Annotated in this window: 13 protein-coding genes, 1 rRNA gene and 2 riboswitches; all 14 genes read right to left on the bottom strand. The window is 36.6% G+C overall.

Annotation, left to right across the window (positions count from 1 at the left end):
- Nucleotides 1–91 (bottom strand): 16S ribosomal RNA (locus BJ095_RS14305); the annotation flags it as partial.
- A gap of 610 nt (nt 92–701) precedes the next feature.
- Entirely contained in the window at nt 702–2003 is a 1302-nt protein-coding gene (locus BJ095_RS14300) for an NCS2 family permease (RefSeq protein ID WP_107936254.1), read from the bottom strand.
- A gap of 105 nt (nt 2004–2108) precedes the next feature.
- A riboswitch (purine riboswitch) is annotated at nt 2109–2210 on the bottom strand.
- 252 nt (nt 2211–2462) lie between these two features.
- Complete coding sequence (locus BJ095_RS19100; RefSeq protein ID WP_181418079.1) at nt 2463–2624, bottom strand: hypothetical protein; 162 nt, start codon at nt 2622–2624, stop codon at nt 2463–2465.
- A gap of 41 nt (nt 2625–2665) precedes the next feature.
- Nucleotides 2666–3457: a YsnF/AvaK domain-containing protein gene (locus BJ095_RS14295; protein ID WP_107936252.1), complete on the bottom strand. Its 792-nt coding sequence runs from the start codon at nt 3455–3457 to the stop codon at nt 2666–2668.
- A gap of 174 nt (nt 3458–3631) precedes the next feature.
- Nucleotides 3632–4540 carry a TIGR03943 family putative permease subunit gene (locus BJ095_RS14290; protein ID WP_107936251.1) on the bottom strand — a complete coding sequence of 303 codons (909 nt, stop codon included), beginning with the start codon at nt 4538–4540 and terminating at the stop codon, nt 3632–3634.
- Nucleotides 4541–4551: 11 nt separating this feature from the next.
- Complete coding sequence (locus BJ095_RS14285) at nt 4552–5544, bottom strand: permease (RefSeq protein ID WP_107936249.1); 993 nt, start codon at nt 5542–5544, stop codon at nt 4552–4554.
- A gap of 299 nt (nt 5545–5843) precedes the next feature.
- A complete protein-coding gene (locus BJ095_RS19175; RefSeq protein ID WP_107936247.1) occupies nt 5844–5993 on the bottom strand; it encodes a hypothetical protein in 150 nt (49 codons plus the stop codon).
- Between the two features lie 287 nt (nt 5994–6280).
- Entirely contained in the window at nt 6281–7831 is a 1551-nt protein-coding gene (gene guaA, locus BJ095_RS14275) for a glutamine-hydrolyzing GMP synthase (RefSeq protein ID WP_282433282.1), read from the bottom strand.
- Between the two features lie 123 nt (nt 7832–7954).
- A riboswitch (purine riboswitch) is annotated at nt 7955–8056 on the bottom strand.
- A gap of 31 nt (nt 8057–8087) precedes the next feature.
- Nucleotides 8088–10289, bottom strand: coding sequence for a transglutaminase family protein (locus BJ095_RS14270; protein WP_107936245.1), 2202 nt, complete (start codon nt 10287–10289; stop codon nt 8088–8090).
- On the bottom strand, nt 10286–11479 hold the full coding sequence (locus BJ095_RS14265) for a DUF58 domain-containing protein (protein WP_107936243.1): 1194 nt from the start codon (nt 11477–11479) through the stop codon (nt 10286–10288). Before BJ095_RS14265 ends, BJ095_RS14270 begins: the two co-directional genes overlap by 4 nt.
- The gene (locus tag BJ095_RS14260) at nt 11476–12420 is read right to left on the bottom strand and encodes an AAA family ATPase (RefSeq protein ID WP_107936241.1); all 945 of its coding nucleotides are present in this window, start codon (nt 12418–12420) and stop codon (nt 11476–11478) included. The genes BJ095_RS14265 and BJ095_RS14260 overlap by 4 nt, the downstream gene beginning before the upstream one ends.
- Before the next feature lie 189 nt (nt 12421–12609).
- Nucleotides 12610–12951 (bottom strand): hypothetical protein, encoded by a 342-nt coding sequence (locus BJ095_RS14255; RefSeq protein WP_107936239.1) that lies wholly within the window; start codon nt 12949–12951, stop codon nt 12610–12612.
- A 57-nt stretch (nt 12952–13008) separates the two neighbouring features.
- Nucleotides 13009–13836, bottom strand: coding sequence for an ammonia-dependent NAD(+) synthetase (nadE, locus tag BJ095_RS14250; protein ID WP_107936237.1), 828 nt, complete (start codon nt 13834–13836; stop codon nt 13009–13011).
- A gap of 14 nt (nt 13837–13850) precedes the next feature.
- A complete protein-coding gene (locus BJ095_RS14245; RefSeq protein WP_107936235.1) occupies nt 13851–15323 on the bottom strand; it encodes a nicotinate phosphoribosyltransferase in 1473 nt (490 codons plus the stop codon).
- Between the last annotated feature and the right edge of the window lie 676 nt (nt 15324–15999).

The following is a 15999-nucleotide window of genomic DNA, read 5'->3' as shown; positions in this document are numbered from 1 at the left end:
GAAAAGCAAGCTTTTCTAAAGTCCGCTCGACTTGCATGTATTAGGCACGCCGCCAGCGTTCGTCCTGAGCCAGGATCAAACTCTCCATAAAAGAGAAAATTTGATAAAGCTCAAATTTTGTACCGGACATTATAAATGTCCGACAAACATCTGCCGGCATCAATTTTGATGTCCAAAATTTTGTTTCTCTAATTTAATAGAAGAAACTATGTTCATTAACGTTTTGTTGTTCAGTTTTCAAGGTTCATTCGTTACTCAAATTATTATATCAAGATAATAATTTATCGTCAACACTTTATTAATTGAATGTGTTTTTCAAAAAGTAACTTTTAAATAATATCAAACCACTAACACTATGTCAATACTTTTGATATCCATCATTACTTACAAAAAGTAACGACTTGAATTACTTTAACATCCAGTTCTTACGATGTCAACAATATATTTTTTCAATTCTTCACTGCTCAAGCAGCAACGTTTATTACTATACTAAGCTATAGATTATTTTGCAAGCGAAAAATGAATTTAAATTAATTCCATTAAGTCAGTCTTTTCTCCTTCTCAAAATTCCTTCTATTGTATTTTGGTTTAAAACACATGCATCCCCTTCTATTTTGAATACAGTTATTTTATAGAACAAAAAAAGCCGTTATCTCCTAAAGAAGATAACGACCCTTTACTATAATATTAGTAATCTATAATTATAAGAAGATAAAGTAGCATAAGAAGATAACAAATAATCCATACATAATTGGATGCACTTCTTTACCACGACCTGATACAAGCATAGTAATTGGATAGAAGATAAACCCTATCGCAATACCTGTAGCAATTGAATATCCTAGTGGCATACAAATCATTACTAAGAATGCCGGAATAGCAATTTCGATTTTATCCCATTCGATAAGCTTTAACGAAGATACCATTAATGCACCAACGATAATTAAAGCTGGAGCAGTAACCGCACTTGTTACTACCGCTAAAACCGGAGAGAAGAATAAAGCTAATAAGAATAATATACCTGTTACAACCGCTGCAAGACCAGAACGAGCACCTGCAGCTACACCAGCCGTTGACTCTACATAAGAAGTTGTAGTAGAAGTACCGAAAATTGCACCTGTTACAGTCGCTAAAGAATCCGCAAGTAAGGCTCTACCAGCTCGTGGTAGCTTGTTGTCTTTTACAAGACCAGCTTGTCCAGCTACCGCCATTAGTGTACCAGCAGTATCAAAGAAGTCTACAAATAGGAATGTTAGAACAACAATTAAGAAATCTAAATTCCAGATAACATCAAAGTTTCCTAAAAAATCGAAAGCTGCGCCAAATGTAGGCTCTAGACTAGGAATAGAAGAAACAATTTTTTCAGGCATATTAACTAAACCAAAAATCATACCAGCAATTGCAGTGATGACCATACCGTAGAAAATACCGCCATTAATTTTTTTAGCCATAAAGATTGCTGTTACGAAAATACCAAATACAGCAAGTAACGCATTACCTGATGTAATATCACCTAATACTGTTAAAGTTGCATCATCGTTTACAATGATTCCAGCACCTTGGAATCCTACGAAGGTGATAAATAAACCGATCCCTGCTCCAACTGCATATTTTAATTGAGCTGGAATTGCATTAATAATTGTTTCACGAATACCAGAAAGTGATAAAACAATGAAGACTATCCCAGAGAACATTACCCCTGTTAAGGCTGTTTCCCAAGCCATACCCATTCCCATAACTACAGAGAATGTAAAGAATGCGTTAAGCCCCATACCTGGTGCTAATGCTATTGGATATTTTGCAATAAGCCCCATGAACAAACAACCTACTGCTGCAGCTAACGCTGTTGCAACAAATACTGCATTATAGTCCATCCCTGCAGCTTCTAGCATTCCTGGATTTACAGCAAGAATATAAGCCATTGAAAGGAATGTAGTTAAACCTCCAAGAATCTCTCGACGATAATTCGTCCCTAACTCTTCAAATTGGAAATACTTTTTCATTTTTTCCTCCGAATTAATCGTCCACAATGTCATAAATAAAAAGACACGCACCTAACAAGAGTTGCATGTCTACGATAATTAGAATAACTATACAAAAATAGCAGTTACTAATAGATTCTAAATCGTAGTCAAGCTATTTAAGGTAGCTTGGTAGAAACTCACGAGCCATATTCTCGACATTATACGACGAAATATTTAATTTACTTCTGTAATATAACATCTCACTCTTTTGATTTCAACCCTTTTTACGAACATTAATTGGTAAATTTGTTTTATAGTTCGTAAATTAAAGGGGATATCTATCATTTAAATGTATACTTAACGTTTTTTGGATAAACTTTGCTCTTTTAATCACTTTTATTCTATTAAATTATCTGTTGAAGAATTCAACCTCTCTTCCATCAAGACACCAAAAAAGAGCAAACCCGCAATTAAATCACGGATTCACTCTTTTTTAAACTAGTTTTCATCTAGCTTTCCATCTTCACTGGAAGAAGTATCTTTTGTCTTTTCTTTGTTTTTCTCATCTTTTACCTTTTCATTCAATTCTTCGTTTGGGACATCATCAAACGTCGCACTATCTTCCAAGCGGTCAATTTTCTCTTTTCCTTTGTGAGGCATATTTTCAGCTCCTTTACTTAGCTGTGAAAAATACTCTTCTATTAGATACCACCTTGCTGGCGATCAATCTTATTATTGAGAGTATCTGTCGTATCATCGATTTCTGCTTCTTCACGACGGACTGTATCAGTGATTGTTTCAGTATCCATTACTTTACGCTTACCGACCACAATCTCTTCAGTGACAACGTCTTTTTTCGTTACCTCAACTTGCTCTTCGGTAATTGGAATATGAATTGTACCTTCTTCATCCACAGTACTATCTGTATTGAAGGTAGTAGCGGCCACCTCTCCAACTTCCCGATTTACCGGACGTCGCTCAATATATACCTCTTCTCGTTCTACAGGTACATCTATTGATTGCTCATCTAAGTGTACGTTTTTATTCACATTCACTTCTCCAGTTATTACGCGGTTTTTATCAATATTCAAACGCTCTTCATGAAGCTCTAATGTTTTCAGATCATTAACACTGGAGGCAAGGGTACTATCCTTGTAATACGTGTCATAGTCTGAATCGACATACAATAGATATTTGCCATTACGCAATTCATTGTAATAGCGTTCTCTTTCGGCATCGTCTAACCCCAGTCTACGGAAATTATCATCCACTAAGTCTTCACCTGTTAAGAAGGCTTTGAATTTATCCCACCAGCTAGCCCCTTCCATTTCTCCAGAGGTTCCGAGATATCCACGGTGCAATGTATACTGGTCATCTCTGCTTGATACAATAAACATATCTTCTTCTTTATACCCTTGAAGACGTAATCGATCCATCTCAGCATCTAATTGTGCCTCGGTATCATAAATCCCATATAATTCACGTTTATCCATGTTAAATCTCCTCCTAGAATTACAGCTATTTTGTGTAGTTGAATCTATTATTCTATTGCCCAATATCCTCTCCATGAAACTTACACATTTTTGAAAATGGTGCAAAAACATTATTAGAAAAGGGATTCAATCATCAAAAAAGAGCCTCATATTGAGACTCTCCTAGAAAGCAGATTAATTACCTAACAGTTTTAGAACAGGATAGATATAAGGTTCACTTGGTTCATCTATTACACTTAAGCTTGTAACCTTTAAAATCGGCAATTCGTATCCATCATATGAGCCCACTTCTATTACACCATCGATTTCAACCCATGTATCCTCCTGGATGGTATCGGCTCCATCAAATTCTGTTAGAAACCCTATAATACTTGCATCGGCTATACAATGGGTTATTAAAAATCTTGATATTACCAACTGATTGCTTTCAAATCCCTTTTCCTTAAAAACAAAGCCACTCAGTTTTATCTTTTTACCCGCATAGGTTTTTGGATTATCGTTAATTTCCCCATAATAAGTGCTGAACATATCATCAGCCATTTCGATTGTCTCAGACTCTTGCAGTAATCGGAACCTTTCATCATACTCACTCTCAGACAAATAATTTTCGTTTGGTAAAGCAATATCATCCACATCACTTGAATAGATATCAATATGTTCTTTCTCCACCAAAGATTCTGCCCCCTCCATTAAAAACGAACCTTGGCTGTTCTCCTTGCCCACTAGAAATCCCTTATTCGCAGCAATCGATGCATCTAACGTGGCAGGCGGAATCATAAATCCTGTTATGATTGGAAATGCAACAATGCTATAGCCGACGATTCGTTTCAAGTTCCAATGACTATTCCCATGATCATGATCACAATTATGGGAACAGGTATGGTGAGAATGCTTTTCCGACCATATGCGCGTAATCTGGATAAGCAATAAAATAAAAAAGAGTATGGCCGCCATTTTACTCATAAAATCATATTTTGGGTTGATGTACTTAGAGATGTCACCTGTGAGATGAAGATTAGCAAAATACAAAGTAAATAATCCTAGTAATAAAGCTTTTAAAAAATGCTGAAAATGAAATATCAACGGTGCACCTCCTACAGTAAGCTCGATAAGGTTACAAACAAGAAAACAATACTTGTAATAAGGACAAATAAAACAAAAACAAACTTCGCCTTAAATACACTTAAAAGCATAATTGTATTTTTCAAATCAATCATTGGTCCATAAACTAAAAAGGCTAAAATGGAAGTAGTTGGAAAAACGTTTCTGAAGGAAGCCCCAATAAATGCATCCGCTTCTGAGCACAGTGATAGAACAAAGGCTAGAGCCATCATGACCAGCGTCGATTGAACTTGAGTGTTCCCTAACTGAAGAAGAGACTGTGTAGATACATAGGTTTGTAGAAACGCTGCAACAAAGGCACCTGCAATCAAGTATTTACTCATATCAAAAAATTCATCTATTGAATGCTTGAACATTTCGCTTATTCTGGGCACAAGAGGCTGTTTTTTAGCTTTTGTTTTCGAACGCTGAAGCTCCTTAGCATTTTTTAGTTGGTTGGTTTTAAATAACACACTAACAACTAGAGCTATTGCCAACGCCGCAGCAAAACCTACCCCCATACGCAAAATAGCTATCTCCTTATTATTTCCAAAGGCCATATAGGTCGACAAAATCACGATTGGATTAATAAGCGGGCCCGTTAGTAAAAAACCGACCCCAGCATATAAAGGTACTCCCTTTCCTATTAATCTGCGCACAATCGGAACAATTCCACATTCACAGGCCGGAAACACTGCACCTACCACGCAGCTCATCAACACTGCTAAAAATTTATTCTTCGGTATCCATGCCCGGATATGATCCTCCGTTATAAAAATTTGAATAAATCCTGCAATCAGTACCCCTATTAAAACAAAAGGAATGGCTTCAATTAAAATACTAAGAAAAATCGTATTTAATTGGAGAAAAGAGTTTGAAATTGTTAGTGAACTCGTTTTTAGAAAAAGCGGAACGAGACATAACACTAAAATTCCTACCACAAATACTGTTGAGAGTTTGCCTGACCTCTTCTGCCTATATTGCATCCAATCTCCTCTTTTCATTAGTTAGATTTTTTACTAGTACTGATAGCGAGCTTCGGTGCACCAATAAAATAGTTTGTCTCTTGTCCAAATTAAAATTAAAAATAGACTTCTCATAACATAGTATTTAATTCAAATCGTAATAATTCCTATTTATTTAAATTTGTGCATAAAAAAAGTCCCCTTTCTTTGCAAAACACAAAGAAAGGAGATTAAATTTACAAACCACAAAATCTGTTCAATTTTCATAGAAGAATAACATATGATAAATTTTAGTATTCCTATATATTCATTCATTGATATTATTTATCTGTTTGGTCTTGCTTCTTTTTCAAATACTCCGCACGAATTTTTTCTAGCTGTTGCTTTTTATCAAATTGGGCAGGCTTGTTTTTTTCATGATACTTCGCCACTGCTGCCTGACCTTTGTTATCCAATTGATATTTCCCCACTTTGTTCACCTACTTTTCTTGTCTTTAAAGAGAATCTATTCAACAAATATAATTTAGCTTATTTTACTGAAGTAAACCTTTTTACTTTATTAGTGTACTCCCTAACCTTACAGATATCAGTAAAAACATGAAAAACTTATTTAAATATAAAATAATTCATCGCCAAATGGCATTCTTTTTACTTTTTGATCATGTATTTTGATCAAAATAAAAACCCCTTCTAGTTACTTGTTGCAAAATAACTAAAAGAGGATTTAATAATAGTTAGATTATATTACTTAACAATCCTATTCCCACTCAATAGTAGCAGGTGGCTTAGACGTAATGTCATACAGCACGCGGTTTACGTGTTTTACTTCGTTGACGATACGTACTGAGATTTTTTCTAGTACGTCCCAAGGGATGCGGGCCCAGTCGGATGTCATGCCATCGATGGACGTTACGGCACGGATGCCTACTGCGTAATCGTACGTACGAGCATCCCCCATAACACCTACTGAACGGATGTCTGGAAGTACACAGAAGTATTGCCAAATTTCACGGTCAAGACCGGCATTTTTGATTTCTTCACGCAGGATGTAGTCAGCTTCACGAAGAATGTCTAATTTATCTTCTGTGATTGCGCCAAGAACACGGATTCCTAAGCCAGGACCTGGGAATGGTTGACGCCATACGATTTCTTCAGGTAAGCCAAGCTCTAGACCTAAAGCACGTACTTCGTCTTTAAATAAAGTATTTAAAGGTTCAATTAACTCAAACTTCATATCCTCTGGAAGCCCACCAACATTGTGGTGAGATTTGATTGTTTGGGCTGTTGCAGTACCTGATTCAATAATATCGGTATAAAGAGTTCCTTGAGCAAGGAAGTCCATATCTTTTAATTTTGCAGATTCTTCGTCAAATACGTAGATAAATTCGTTACCAATAATTTTACGCTTTTGCTCTGGATCTGAGATACCCTCTAGTTTACTCATGAAGCGTTCACGAGCGTCGATTTTGATAACTTTCATATCGAAATCTTCAGTGAAGGTTTTCATTACTTGTTCAACTTCGCCTTTACGGTTTAAGTTGTGATCCACGAACATACAAGTTAACTGATCACCAATTGCTTTATGTATTAAAACCGCTACGACAGAAGAATCTACCCCACCGGATAATGCACAAAGAACTTGTTTGTCACCAACCTGTTCACGAATTTTATTCATTTCGATTTCGATGAAGTTTGCCATTGACCAGTCACCTTTAGCATGGCAAATATCAAATACGAATTGGCGTAAAATATCGTTACCGTATACAGAGTGACGTACTTCTGGATGGAATTGCACCGCATAGAAGCCGCGTTCAACATTTTGCATTGCAGAAATTGGGCAAGATGCACTTGTTGCAATCACTTCAAATCCAGCTGGTACTTCTGTTACAAGGTCACCATGACTCATCCAAACAACTTGTTCTTTTGGAAGCTCACCAAATAATTGGTTGTCAGCAGTAATATTGATTTGCGCTTTCCCATACTCACGATGGTCTGCACCTTCAACTTTACCACCTAAAGCATAAGACATTAACTGCATTCCGTAGCAAATCCCTAAGATCGGTAACCCTAAGTCAAAGATTGCTTCGTCTACTTTGAATGCTTTTTCATCGTATACAGAGTTCGGACCACCAGAGAAAATAATCCCTGTAGCGTTCATTTCTTTAATTTCTTCAGCCGTAATTGTGTGTGGATGTAATTCTGAGAAAACACCGAATTCACGAATTCTACGTGTAATTAATTGATTAAATTGGCTACCAAAATCGAGTACCACGATTTTTTCCTGTTCTTTTAACAATGGAGTCGTCACGCTATTTACACCTCTTCTAAATTTTAAAGGCTCTTGCTTCTTTGTAAAAAAACGCGTTCAAAAAGAAATCTTTCTGACGCGTTCATGGTTTGAAGACAAGGCGGATAGAGCGTATGCGCAAGGCATAGCCATACCCGCCCTCATAGATAAGTTATTTAAGGTAACTTAGTAGATACATCCGAACCCTATTATCGGACTTATATGAAGGCAGCCTAATTATATTTTTTCTAAATTCTACTCTTAATATAAGCTAAAATCAACTAGTTATCTGATTGATTAAATATTCCCAACTTTCTCTCATTTGCAGCACATTCACTGCCGAAGCATCTTTTGAATAGATTGTTTGCTCATAAGCAGCCGTTAACAGAGACATATGCCCATTTTCAAAGTAGGAATCCACTTCTTTTGCGAAGGCTTGCAGGGTTTGTCCTTCTTTACGTTTGAATCCTTTCATCTCTAAGAGCTTTAATAATTGTAAGAAAGAAGCCTCAAACCTAGATTCATTTAATTCTTTTCGTCTATATAGCTTTCCATATACTTTCGGCAACCATTTTCTGCGTATCTTATAGAGGATAAATGCTCCAACTAGAGCTAACAGTAAAATACCTATAAGGATATATTTATTTTGCTCAAAGAATTTCGCGATATTCTCAAAGAATTGACTTTCTTCGGCGGCTGTTTTTTTAGGCTCTGTTTCTTTTTCAATTTTTTCATCAGGCTCTGTTTCCTCTTCAACAGTTAGGACTTCTTCTTCATAATCATCTGTGCTTAAGTCATATTCAATCGAACGAGAATTGTTGAATCCAATCGTCGGCTCAAAATTCATCCAGCCAACATTCGGAATGTAAGCCTCTACCCAAGAATGGGCATCATTATTCGTAATTTGGTAGGTACTAGATGATCCATGATTATCGATTACATCTCCACCGGCAAATCCTTTTACCCATCTAGCTGGAATGCCTAACGAACGCAATAATACTACCATTGAAGTTGAGAAATTGTCGCAATAACCGATTTTCGTATCAAATAAAAATTGATCTACATAGTCTTGTTCTTCTGAAGGAATCGCTACATTATCCGTTTCATAACGAAATCCATTTTGCTTGAAATACATTTCGATTGCTCTTGCCTTGTCGTACGGAGTTTCTCTTATTCCCACAATCTCCGCCGCTAAATCTCTGACTCTAGTAGGCAATGTATCCGGCAATTGTAAATAACGCTCAAAAAGAACCGGATCTATCTCTTCAGTCGGATTCTTTAAAGTACTGTATAGATAAACTGGTTTACTATACTCTAATGTATAACCTGGCAACTCAGTTGGAGCACGGTCTACGTAAGTCACGATTTTCTCTGTATCCAATGACAACATGAATTCAAGATTTGGAAGTACCGATACCATTGCAGAGGTAACAGACTTCATACCATAAGGCTGGATAATAAAATCATATGGGTTTACCACTTCAACCGTAGCTGTTTTCGTATCTTCTTCAGGACCAACCGGCAAAGAAGTCTCTATAATCTGCTGATGCTCAAATACACTAAGCTCCCCTTGGAAGTAACCCGAATCCTCCCAGCCTTTGGATGTATATCGATCCTTTGTTTCTATACGCCAGTATTGCTTTGTTTCCGATTCAGCTAAAAACACAACTGTATCATCAGCAACAAATGAGCCACCCAGTCTACTATCATTTTCACCATAACCTACCTTTGAAATGCCCCCTCCATTAACCTCCGCGCCACCTTGCCCCGTTGCAGATTTAATAAACGGCACGGGATCTGGCCATTGAGGAGAGAATTTCGGTAGGTAAATCGCGATACTGCTCATCACAAAAACTAACAAAATAGCCGGTACAGCTAATTTGAGATATTTCTTCAAATCTAACGTAATATTTGCTTGTTTTAATAAACGCTTTACTAATAAAAAGACTGTTAAAGCTAAACCAAGCACCATTACTCGCACAATGGCAAATGACCCATCATATTCCGTGAAAGTATCAAGTGTTCCGACAAAGAATACTGTTAACAACAAGAAATAAAAAACACTCATTCGTACAACAATCCAGTGATGTATCAAATAAATTAACATCCAAATCAAGATAAAGAATAAGAATGTTCGGAACGGATTTGTGATATGTAGCCAATCTGCTCGCAAAACAGCTGCGATATTCGTTTGAAAATCGTTAAATAAAAAATCGATTCCCTCAGCTGATAAAACAAAGACTCCTCCATATACAAAAACGATAAACCAGATAATGTATGCGAATTTAATAAGTCCGGAAATTAAGAAGTGAATTTGAAATAAGCTAAGCACCAGACATAATGCTATAAATAGCATAATCAATTCCAAAAACCCCGTGTTTGTCAGCTCCATTACTGGAACAAGCCACTCTCGTAATATAAAGAATATAACAATATAGTAAATCGCTAATTCTATTAAACTAAAAGTTTTCTCCTTCACGGCTTCATCACCTCCGTGAATGCATTTTCGAATTGCTCCTCTGCAATATGAATCACCTTCACATTGGCTACACTTAAGCGTTTTTCTACCACTTTTTCATTCTTCCCAGAAACTACAAAACAAACAATACCTCGTGCAAATTTCGAGCTATTCACGAAGAAGTCCTTCAATTCCTTAGAAAGCTCTCCTGTAACTAGAACTAGTGTCGCTGCATTGATTAGTGCCATCTCATTTGCAAGAATAGCATCAATCGACTGCTTCGAATCCGGTTTTACCACCGCTAAATGCTGCATTACTTTTTCCAAACGACTTTGAGACTTCAGCTTCGGGAAAATCTCCCTCTTTTCTCCTGTCGATAAAAATGAAATATCACCATGATTTTTAATAACACTTTGCAGAATTGAAGCAGTTAAATCTACAGCATGTTCAAAATTCTTTTCCGAGGACTGGTCAATCGCAAGGAAAATATCCTGAGTTTGCCGATCTTCAAACTCCTTTGTCCGCAACGTTTCATTTTTCGCAAAGGATTTCCAATGAATCCAAGAATACTTATCTCCTGATTGGTAATCTCTTACTCCTGTTACTAGAGACGTATCCTTAACCATTGAAAAAGGTGCCGCTACTCCACCATGCTCAAATTGCATCTGTAATGGTTTATATTTAATTGTTGATAATTTTGGAAGGATGACCACTGATTTATCCTCTTCCACCACTTTTGTACGAATAGTCCATCCAAAAAAATCTGTAAAGGTAAATTGAATGCCCTGGAATTGCATTTTACCGCGTTTCATGTCGTTCAATTCATAGGACCATTCAAACTTTCTTTTCCAACCAACAAAATAGATTTGGTTATAGCGACCTTGATAATTACTCGAATTACGATCTATCCCAAGTTCTTGAACAGTCATAAATATCAGTGGAATCCATGTCTTATTTCGAAAGCTAACCGTTATTTTAGCCGAATCTCCACGATGGAGCTTAGAAGGCGTAACCTCACGACTTACCTCATATATATGAATCGGAGCAAATGCTAGTAGCAAGGAATAGAGCAGAAAGGGCGTAAGGGAATAAAATACAAACCAACTAACAAATCCCCCTTGAAACATCGCATAACTAAATGTGATAACTGCTAGTACAATGATGGCGATAAATCGCCCACCACCCTGCAGATAGTTTTTTAGCCTTTTCATTGCTCAGCATACCTTTTAATCGGGATAACTGACTTATTGATGATTCGATTGACTATATCCTCTGTTGTTACACCTTCATATCTTGCTTCTGGCTTTAAGATAATACGATGGCCAAATACAAATGGAGCTAGATACTGTACATCATCTGGCTTCACATAGTCACGATCCTGCATTTTTGCATAGGCTTGCGCTGCCTTCATCAAGGCGATAGATGCACGTGGACTTACACCTAAATACACTTCACTCACATTTCTAGTTGCTCTAGCAAGCTGAACAATGTAGCTCTTAATGGAGTCTTCAATATATACACTTCTCACTTCCTCTTGAAGCTCTAAAAGCTCCTCAAGGGAAATAACCGGTGACAAATTAACAATCGGTTCAGAATTCGCAGCGCGACGTAATACTTCCACCTCATCTTGCGCGGAAGGGTAGCCCATTTTTATCTTTAGTAAAAAGCGATCTAATTGGGCTTCCGGTAATGGATATGTACCTTCATATTCAATTGGATTTTGTGTCGCCATTACAAAAAACGGCTTTTTAATTTGCAGAGTTTCCCCTTCAATCGTTACAGAAGCTTCCTCCATACTTTCCAGAAGAGCTGATTGAGTTTTTGGAGAGGTACGATTTATTTCATCTGCTAAAATTATGTTTCCTATGATAGGTCCTGGTCGAAATTCGAACTGGAGGGTTTTCGGATTATAGATCGAAACACCAATCACATCCGACGGAAGTAAATCAGGTGTAAATTGAATACGTTTAAACTCCGCGCTTACTGATTTAGCTAACGCTTTTACCATCATCGTCTTTCCGACACCTGGTACATCCTCAAGTAAAACGTGCCCTCCCGACAGCAGTGCAACTACACTGAGCTCAGCTACATCACGCTTTCCTATCATTACTTTTTCTATATTCTCTATTATCGCCTTAACTTGTCTATGCACTAGTACCAATCCTCCAAAATTTCTAAAAATAGTCAGAATTTACACACATTATATATAAAGCATAAACTAAAAGTAGCAACGATTCCAATAATTCCACCGAAAAATTACCTAAAATTTTACAGAACTGTTTTCTCTTCAAATATTTACACAAAAAAAATGCCTCAATAGTCTATTGAGACACTATTACTATTAAATGGATGAGCGGTAAGCATGAATGCAAGTTACTTGTTTTCTAGCATTTTCTATTCGCTCAATATGCTTTTTCAAACGATTTTGCAACGAGGAAATTGACATAGCATCAAAATGCAGCCCATTTATAGCTATACTTTTCACATTCGTTTTTAGTACAACTCTTTTTGATGAAGCACTTTTTTCTCTTTGCTTTCTTCTTCTTCGATTTCTTTGCCCACCAGTATACTGGCTAAGCTCACCTTCTTGCATTACACGAAAAACCTGTTCATTCGAATGCAAATATTGCCTCGAGTTTCTAAAAATACTATCCTGACCAGCTAATACACGAGTAGTCCGCATTCACACTTACCTCCTTTTGTTAGATATAGTATGAGAATAATTTCACTTAGTCATTTACTATTTCCAAAACTCATCAAAAATTGTAATCGGCATATGACGTTTATGCTGAGTTTTTAAATAATGCCCTTCAATGATATTTCTTACATCATCCGGTACTTCTTTACCCTCTAAATAATCATCCAAAACATCATATGTTACACCTAATGCAGTTTCATCTGGCAATGCTGGTCGATCTTCCTCTAAATCAGCAGTTGGCGTTTTTAAGTAAAGGTGTGCAGGACAGCCTAAATGAGCTAAAATCTGCTTACCTTGGCGTTTGTTTAAGCGGAAAATCGGCGTTAAATCGACACCACCATCACCATATTTCGTATAGAAGCCTGTTATAGCCTCAGCTGCATGGTCTGTACCAACAACCACTCCATTATTCATGGCTGCAATCGAATATTGCACCTTCATACGTTCACGAGCCTTCTCATTTCCTTTTGCAAAATCACTCAAAGTAATTCCAGCTGCTTCTAAGGAAGCTACACTTGCATCAACCGCCGCTTTGATATTTACTTCAAGCGATTTTGTAGGTTGAATGAAAGCTAGAGCATCCTGACAATCCGCCTCGTCAGCCTGCACTCCATAAGGTAAACGGACAGCAATTGTGGAGTATTTCTCTTCGCCAGCTTCTTCATTCAGCTCGTCAACAGCGAGCTGAATAAGCTTTCCAGTTAAAGTTGAGTCCTGACCTCCACTTACTCCAATCACATAGCTTTTCACAAACGAATGCTTTTTTGCATACGCCTTTAAAAAGTCTACGGATTTACGTACTTCCTCTTGTGGATTAATCTCCGGCAATACCTTTAACTCTTCAATAATTTGTTTTTGCAATTCTTGCATGAAAAATCACTCCTTTAGAGATTTTCTTCGATATCATGAACCATATTACGAACCTCTTCAATGTTGCGCATTTTGTTATCCCAACATTTTTTACTTAGGTCAACCGGATACTCTTCTGGATTCATGGAACGCTTGTATTCATCCCATAATAGCTCTAAATTTTCTAATGCATACTGCTTCATTTCCCAAACGGAAGGACTATTATAAATTACCTTCCCTTCACTCACTACTTTTACATGCATTTCCTTTGCATCAAAATTCGTCACAAATTTCGAGATAAATGTATGCACAGGATGGAACATTTTAATGCGTTCCTGAACTTGAGGATTTTCATCAGCCATTACAATATAATCGCCTTCTGCTTTTCCATTTTCTCTATTAATAATTCGATAAACCTTCTTCAAACCAGGTGTAGAAACTTTTTCTGCATTTGCAGTAATTTTAATAGTATCTTCCATTTCACCTGCTTCATTTTCAATGGAAACCAATTTATAGACAGCACCTAATGCAGGTTGATCATACGCAGTAATCAGCTTTGTACCAATTCCCCAAGAATCTACCTTTGCACCCTGTGCTTTTAAATTTAAAATTGTATATTCATCTAAATCATTCGATACAATAATTTTGGCATCTGTAAAGCCTGCTTCATCTAACATACGCCTTGCTTCCTTCGATAGAAAAGCGATGTCTCCACTATCTAATCGAATGCCAACAAAATTAATTTTGTCGCCTAATTCCTTTGCAACACGAATCGCATTTGGCACACCTGATTTCAAGGTGTTATAAGTATCCACTAAAAATACACAATCCTTATGTCGCTTTGCATAAGAATGGAACGCCTCATACTCATTACGATACGCTTGTACCATTGCATGTGCATGTGTTCCAGAAACAGGTATATTAAAAAGCTTCCCTGCACGAACATTTGATGTAGAATCAAAGCCACCAATTATTGCCGCTCTAGAACCCCAAATAGCCGCATCCATTTCCTGCGCTCTACGCGAGCCAAATTCTGCTGAACCTTCATTTTTAATAATTTGCTTAATACGACTTGCTTTTGTCGCAATCAAGGTTTGATAATTCACAATATTTAAAAGGGCCGTTTCTATTAACTGCGCTTCTACAAGCGGCGCTTCAATTCTTAAAAGAGGCTCATTTGCAAATACAAGTTCCCCTTCTTTCACAGAATAAACAGATCCAGTGAAGGTTAGATTTTTTAAGTAGGCAATAAAATCATCTTTATAGCCTAGTTCTTCTGATAAAAATGCAATGTCACTTTCCGAAAAACGAAAATCCTTTAAGTATTGCAGAATTCTTTCCAATCCAGCAAACACTGCATATCCGTTTCCAAAAGGTAGCTTTCTAAAATATAATTCAAAAACAGCTTTTCGATTGTGGACGCCATCCGCCCAATAGCTCTCTGCCATATTGATTTGATATAAATCCGTGTGTAAAGTTAAGCTATCGTCAGCATAATTCGATTTCATATGATGCCCCTTCTTCCAGTTTCATAATTAGTCATAGTATACACTATTTAACAATAAATTAGAAAAACTCGGAATCAACCAAAGTTGGCCCTTCCTGGAGACGCTTCACTTTTCCTTAAATCTACAACCGATAGTTCCTTCAGCAACTATACTTTCAATTTTACCTCTTTTTTTGAACACCAGATAGAGATATGTCACATTTCATAACATCATTATCATCAATTTTACAAGTTCATAAAAGAAAAACAAATCATTAATTCCAAAATATAGCGTTTACATGATAAATAAATTCTGATATTTACTATCAATCTCTAAATACGTAAGAAAACCTAACGCAAATTTTTTAAAACCTATTGATTTTTTTGCTAATTCAGATTAATATGTTAGATATAGTAACACGAAGCTAATTGAGCTAAGAATACAATCCAGAAACTTCTTTTATAATTTCAATGAGATTACTTCTTAACAATTAACTTCAAGGAAAGTCTTTCTTTTCTCCTATTGTCGATTACTAGACTTGTTCCCCTTAGCAAGCTAGTTATCAATACCTTTTAGCTAACTCGTGCCCCCAAATCTTACGAGTTAGCTTTTTTTTGACGCTAAAAATAAAAAGAAACCTATTTTATCAAACTCAAAACCAGCGTTATAATATTGCTAAGCTTTACACATTAGGAGA

The organism is Ureibacillus chungkukjangi, assembly GCF_003217295.1.
Lineage (GTDB): Bacteria > Bacillota > Bacilli > Bacillales_A > Planococcaceae > Ureibacillus > Ureibacillus chungkukjangi.
This window is presented reverse-complemented; position numbering and strand designations above follow the sequence as displayed.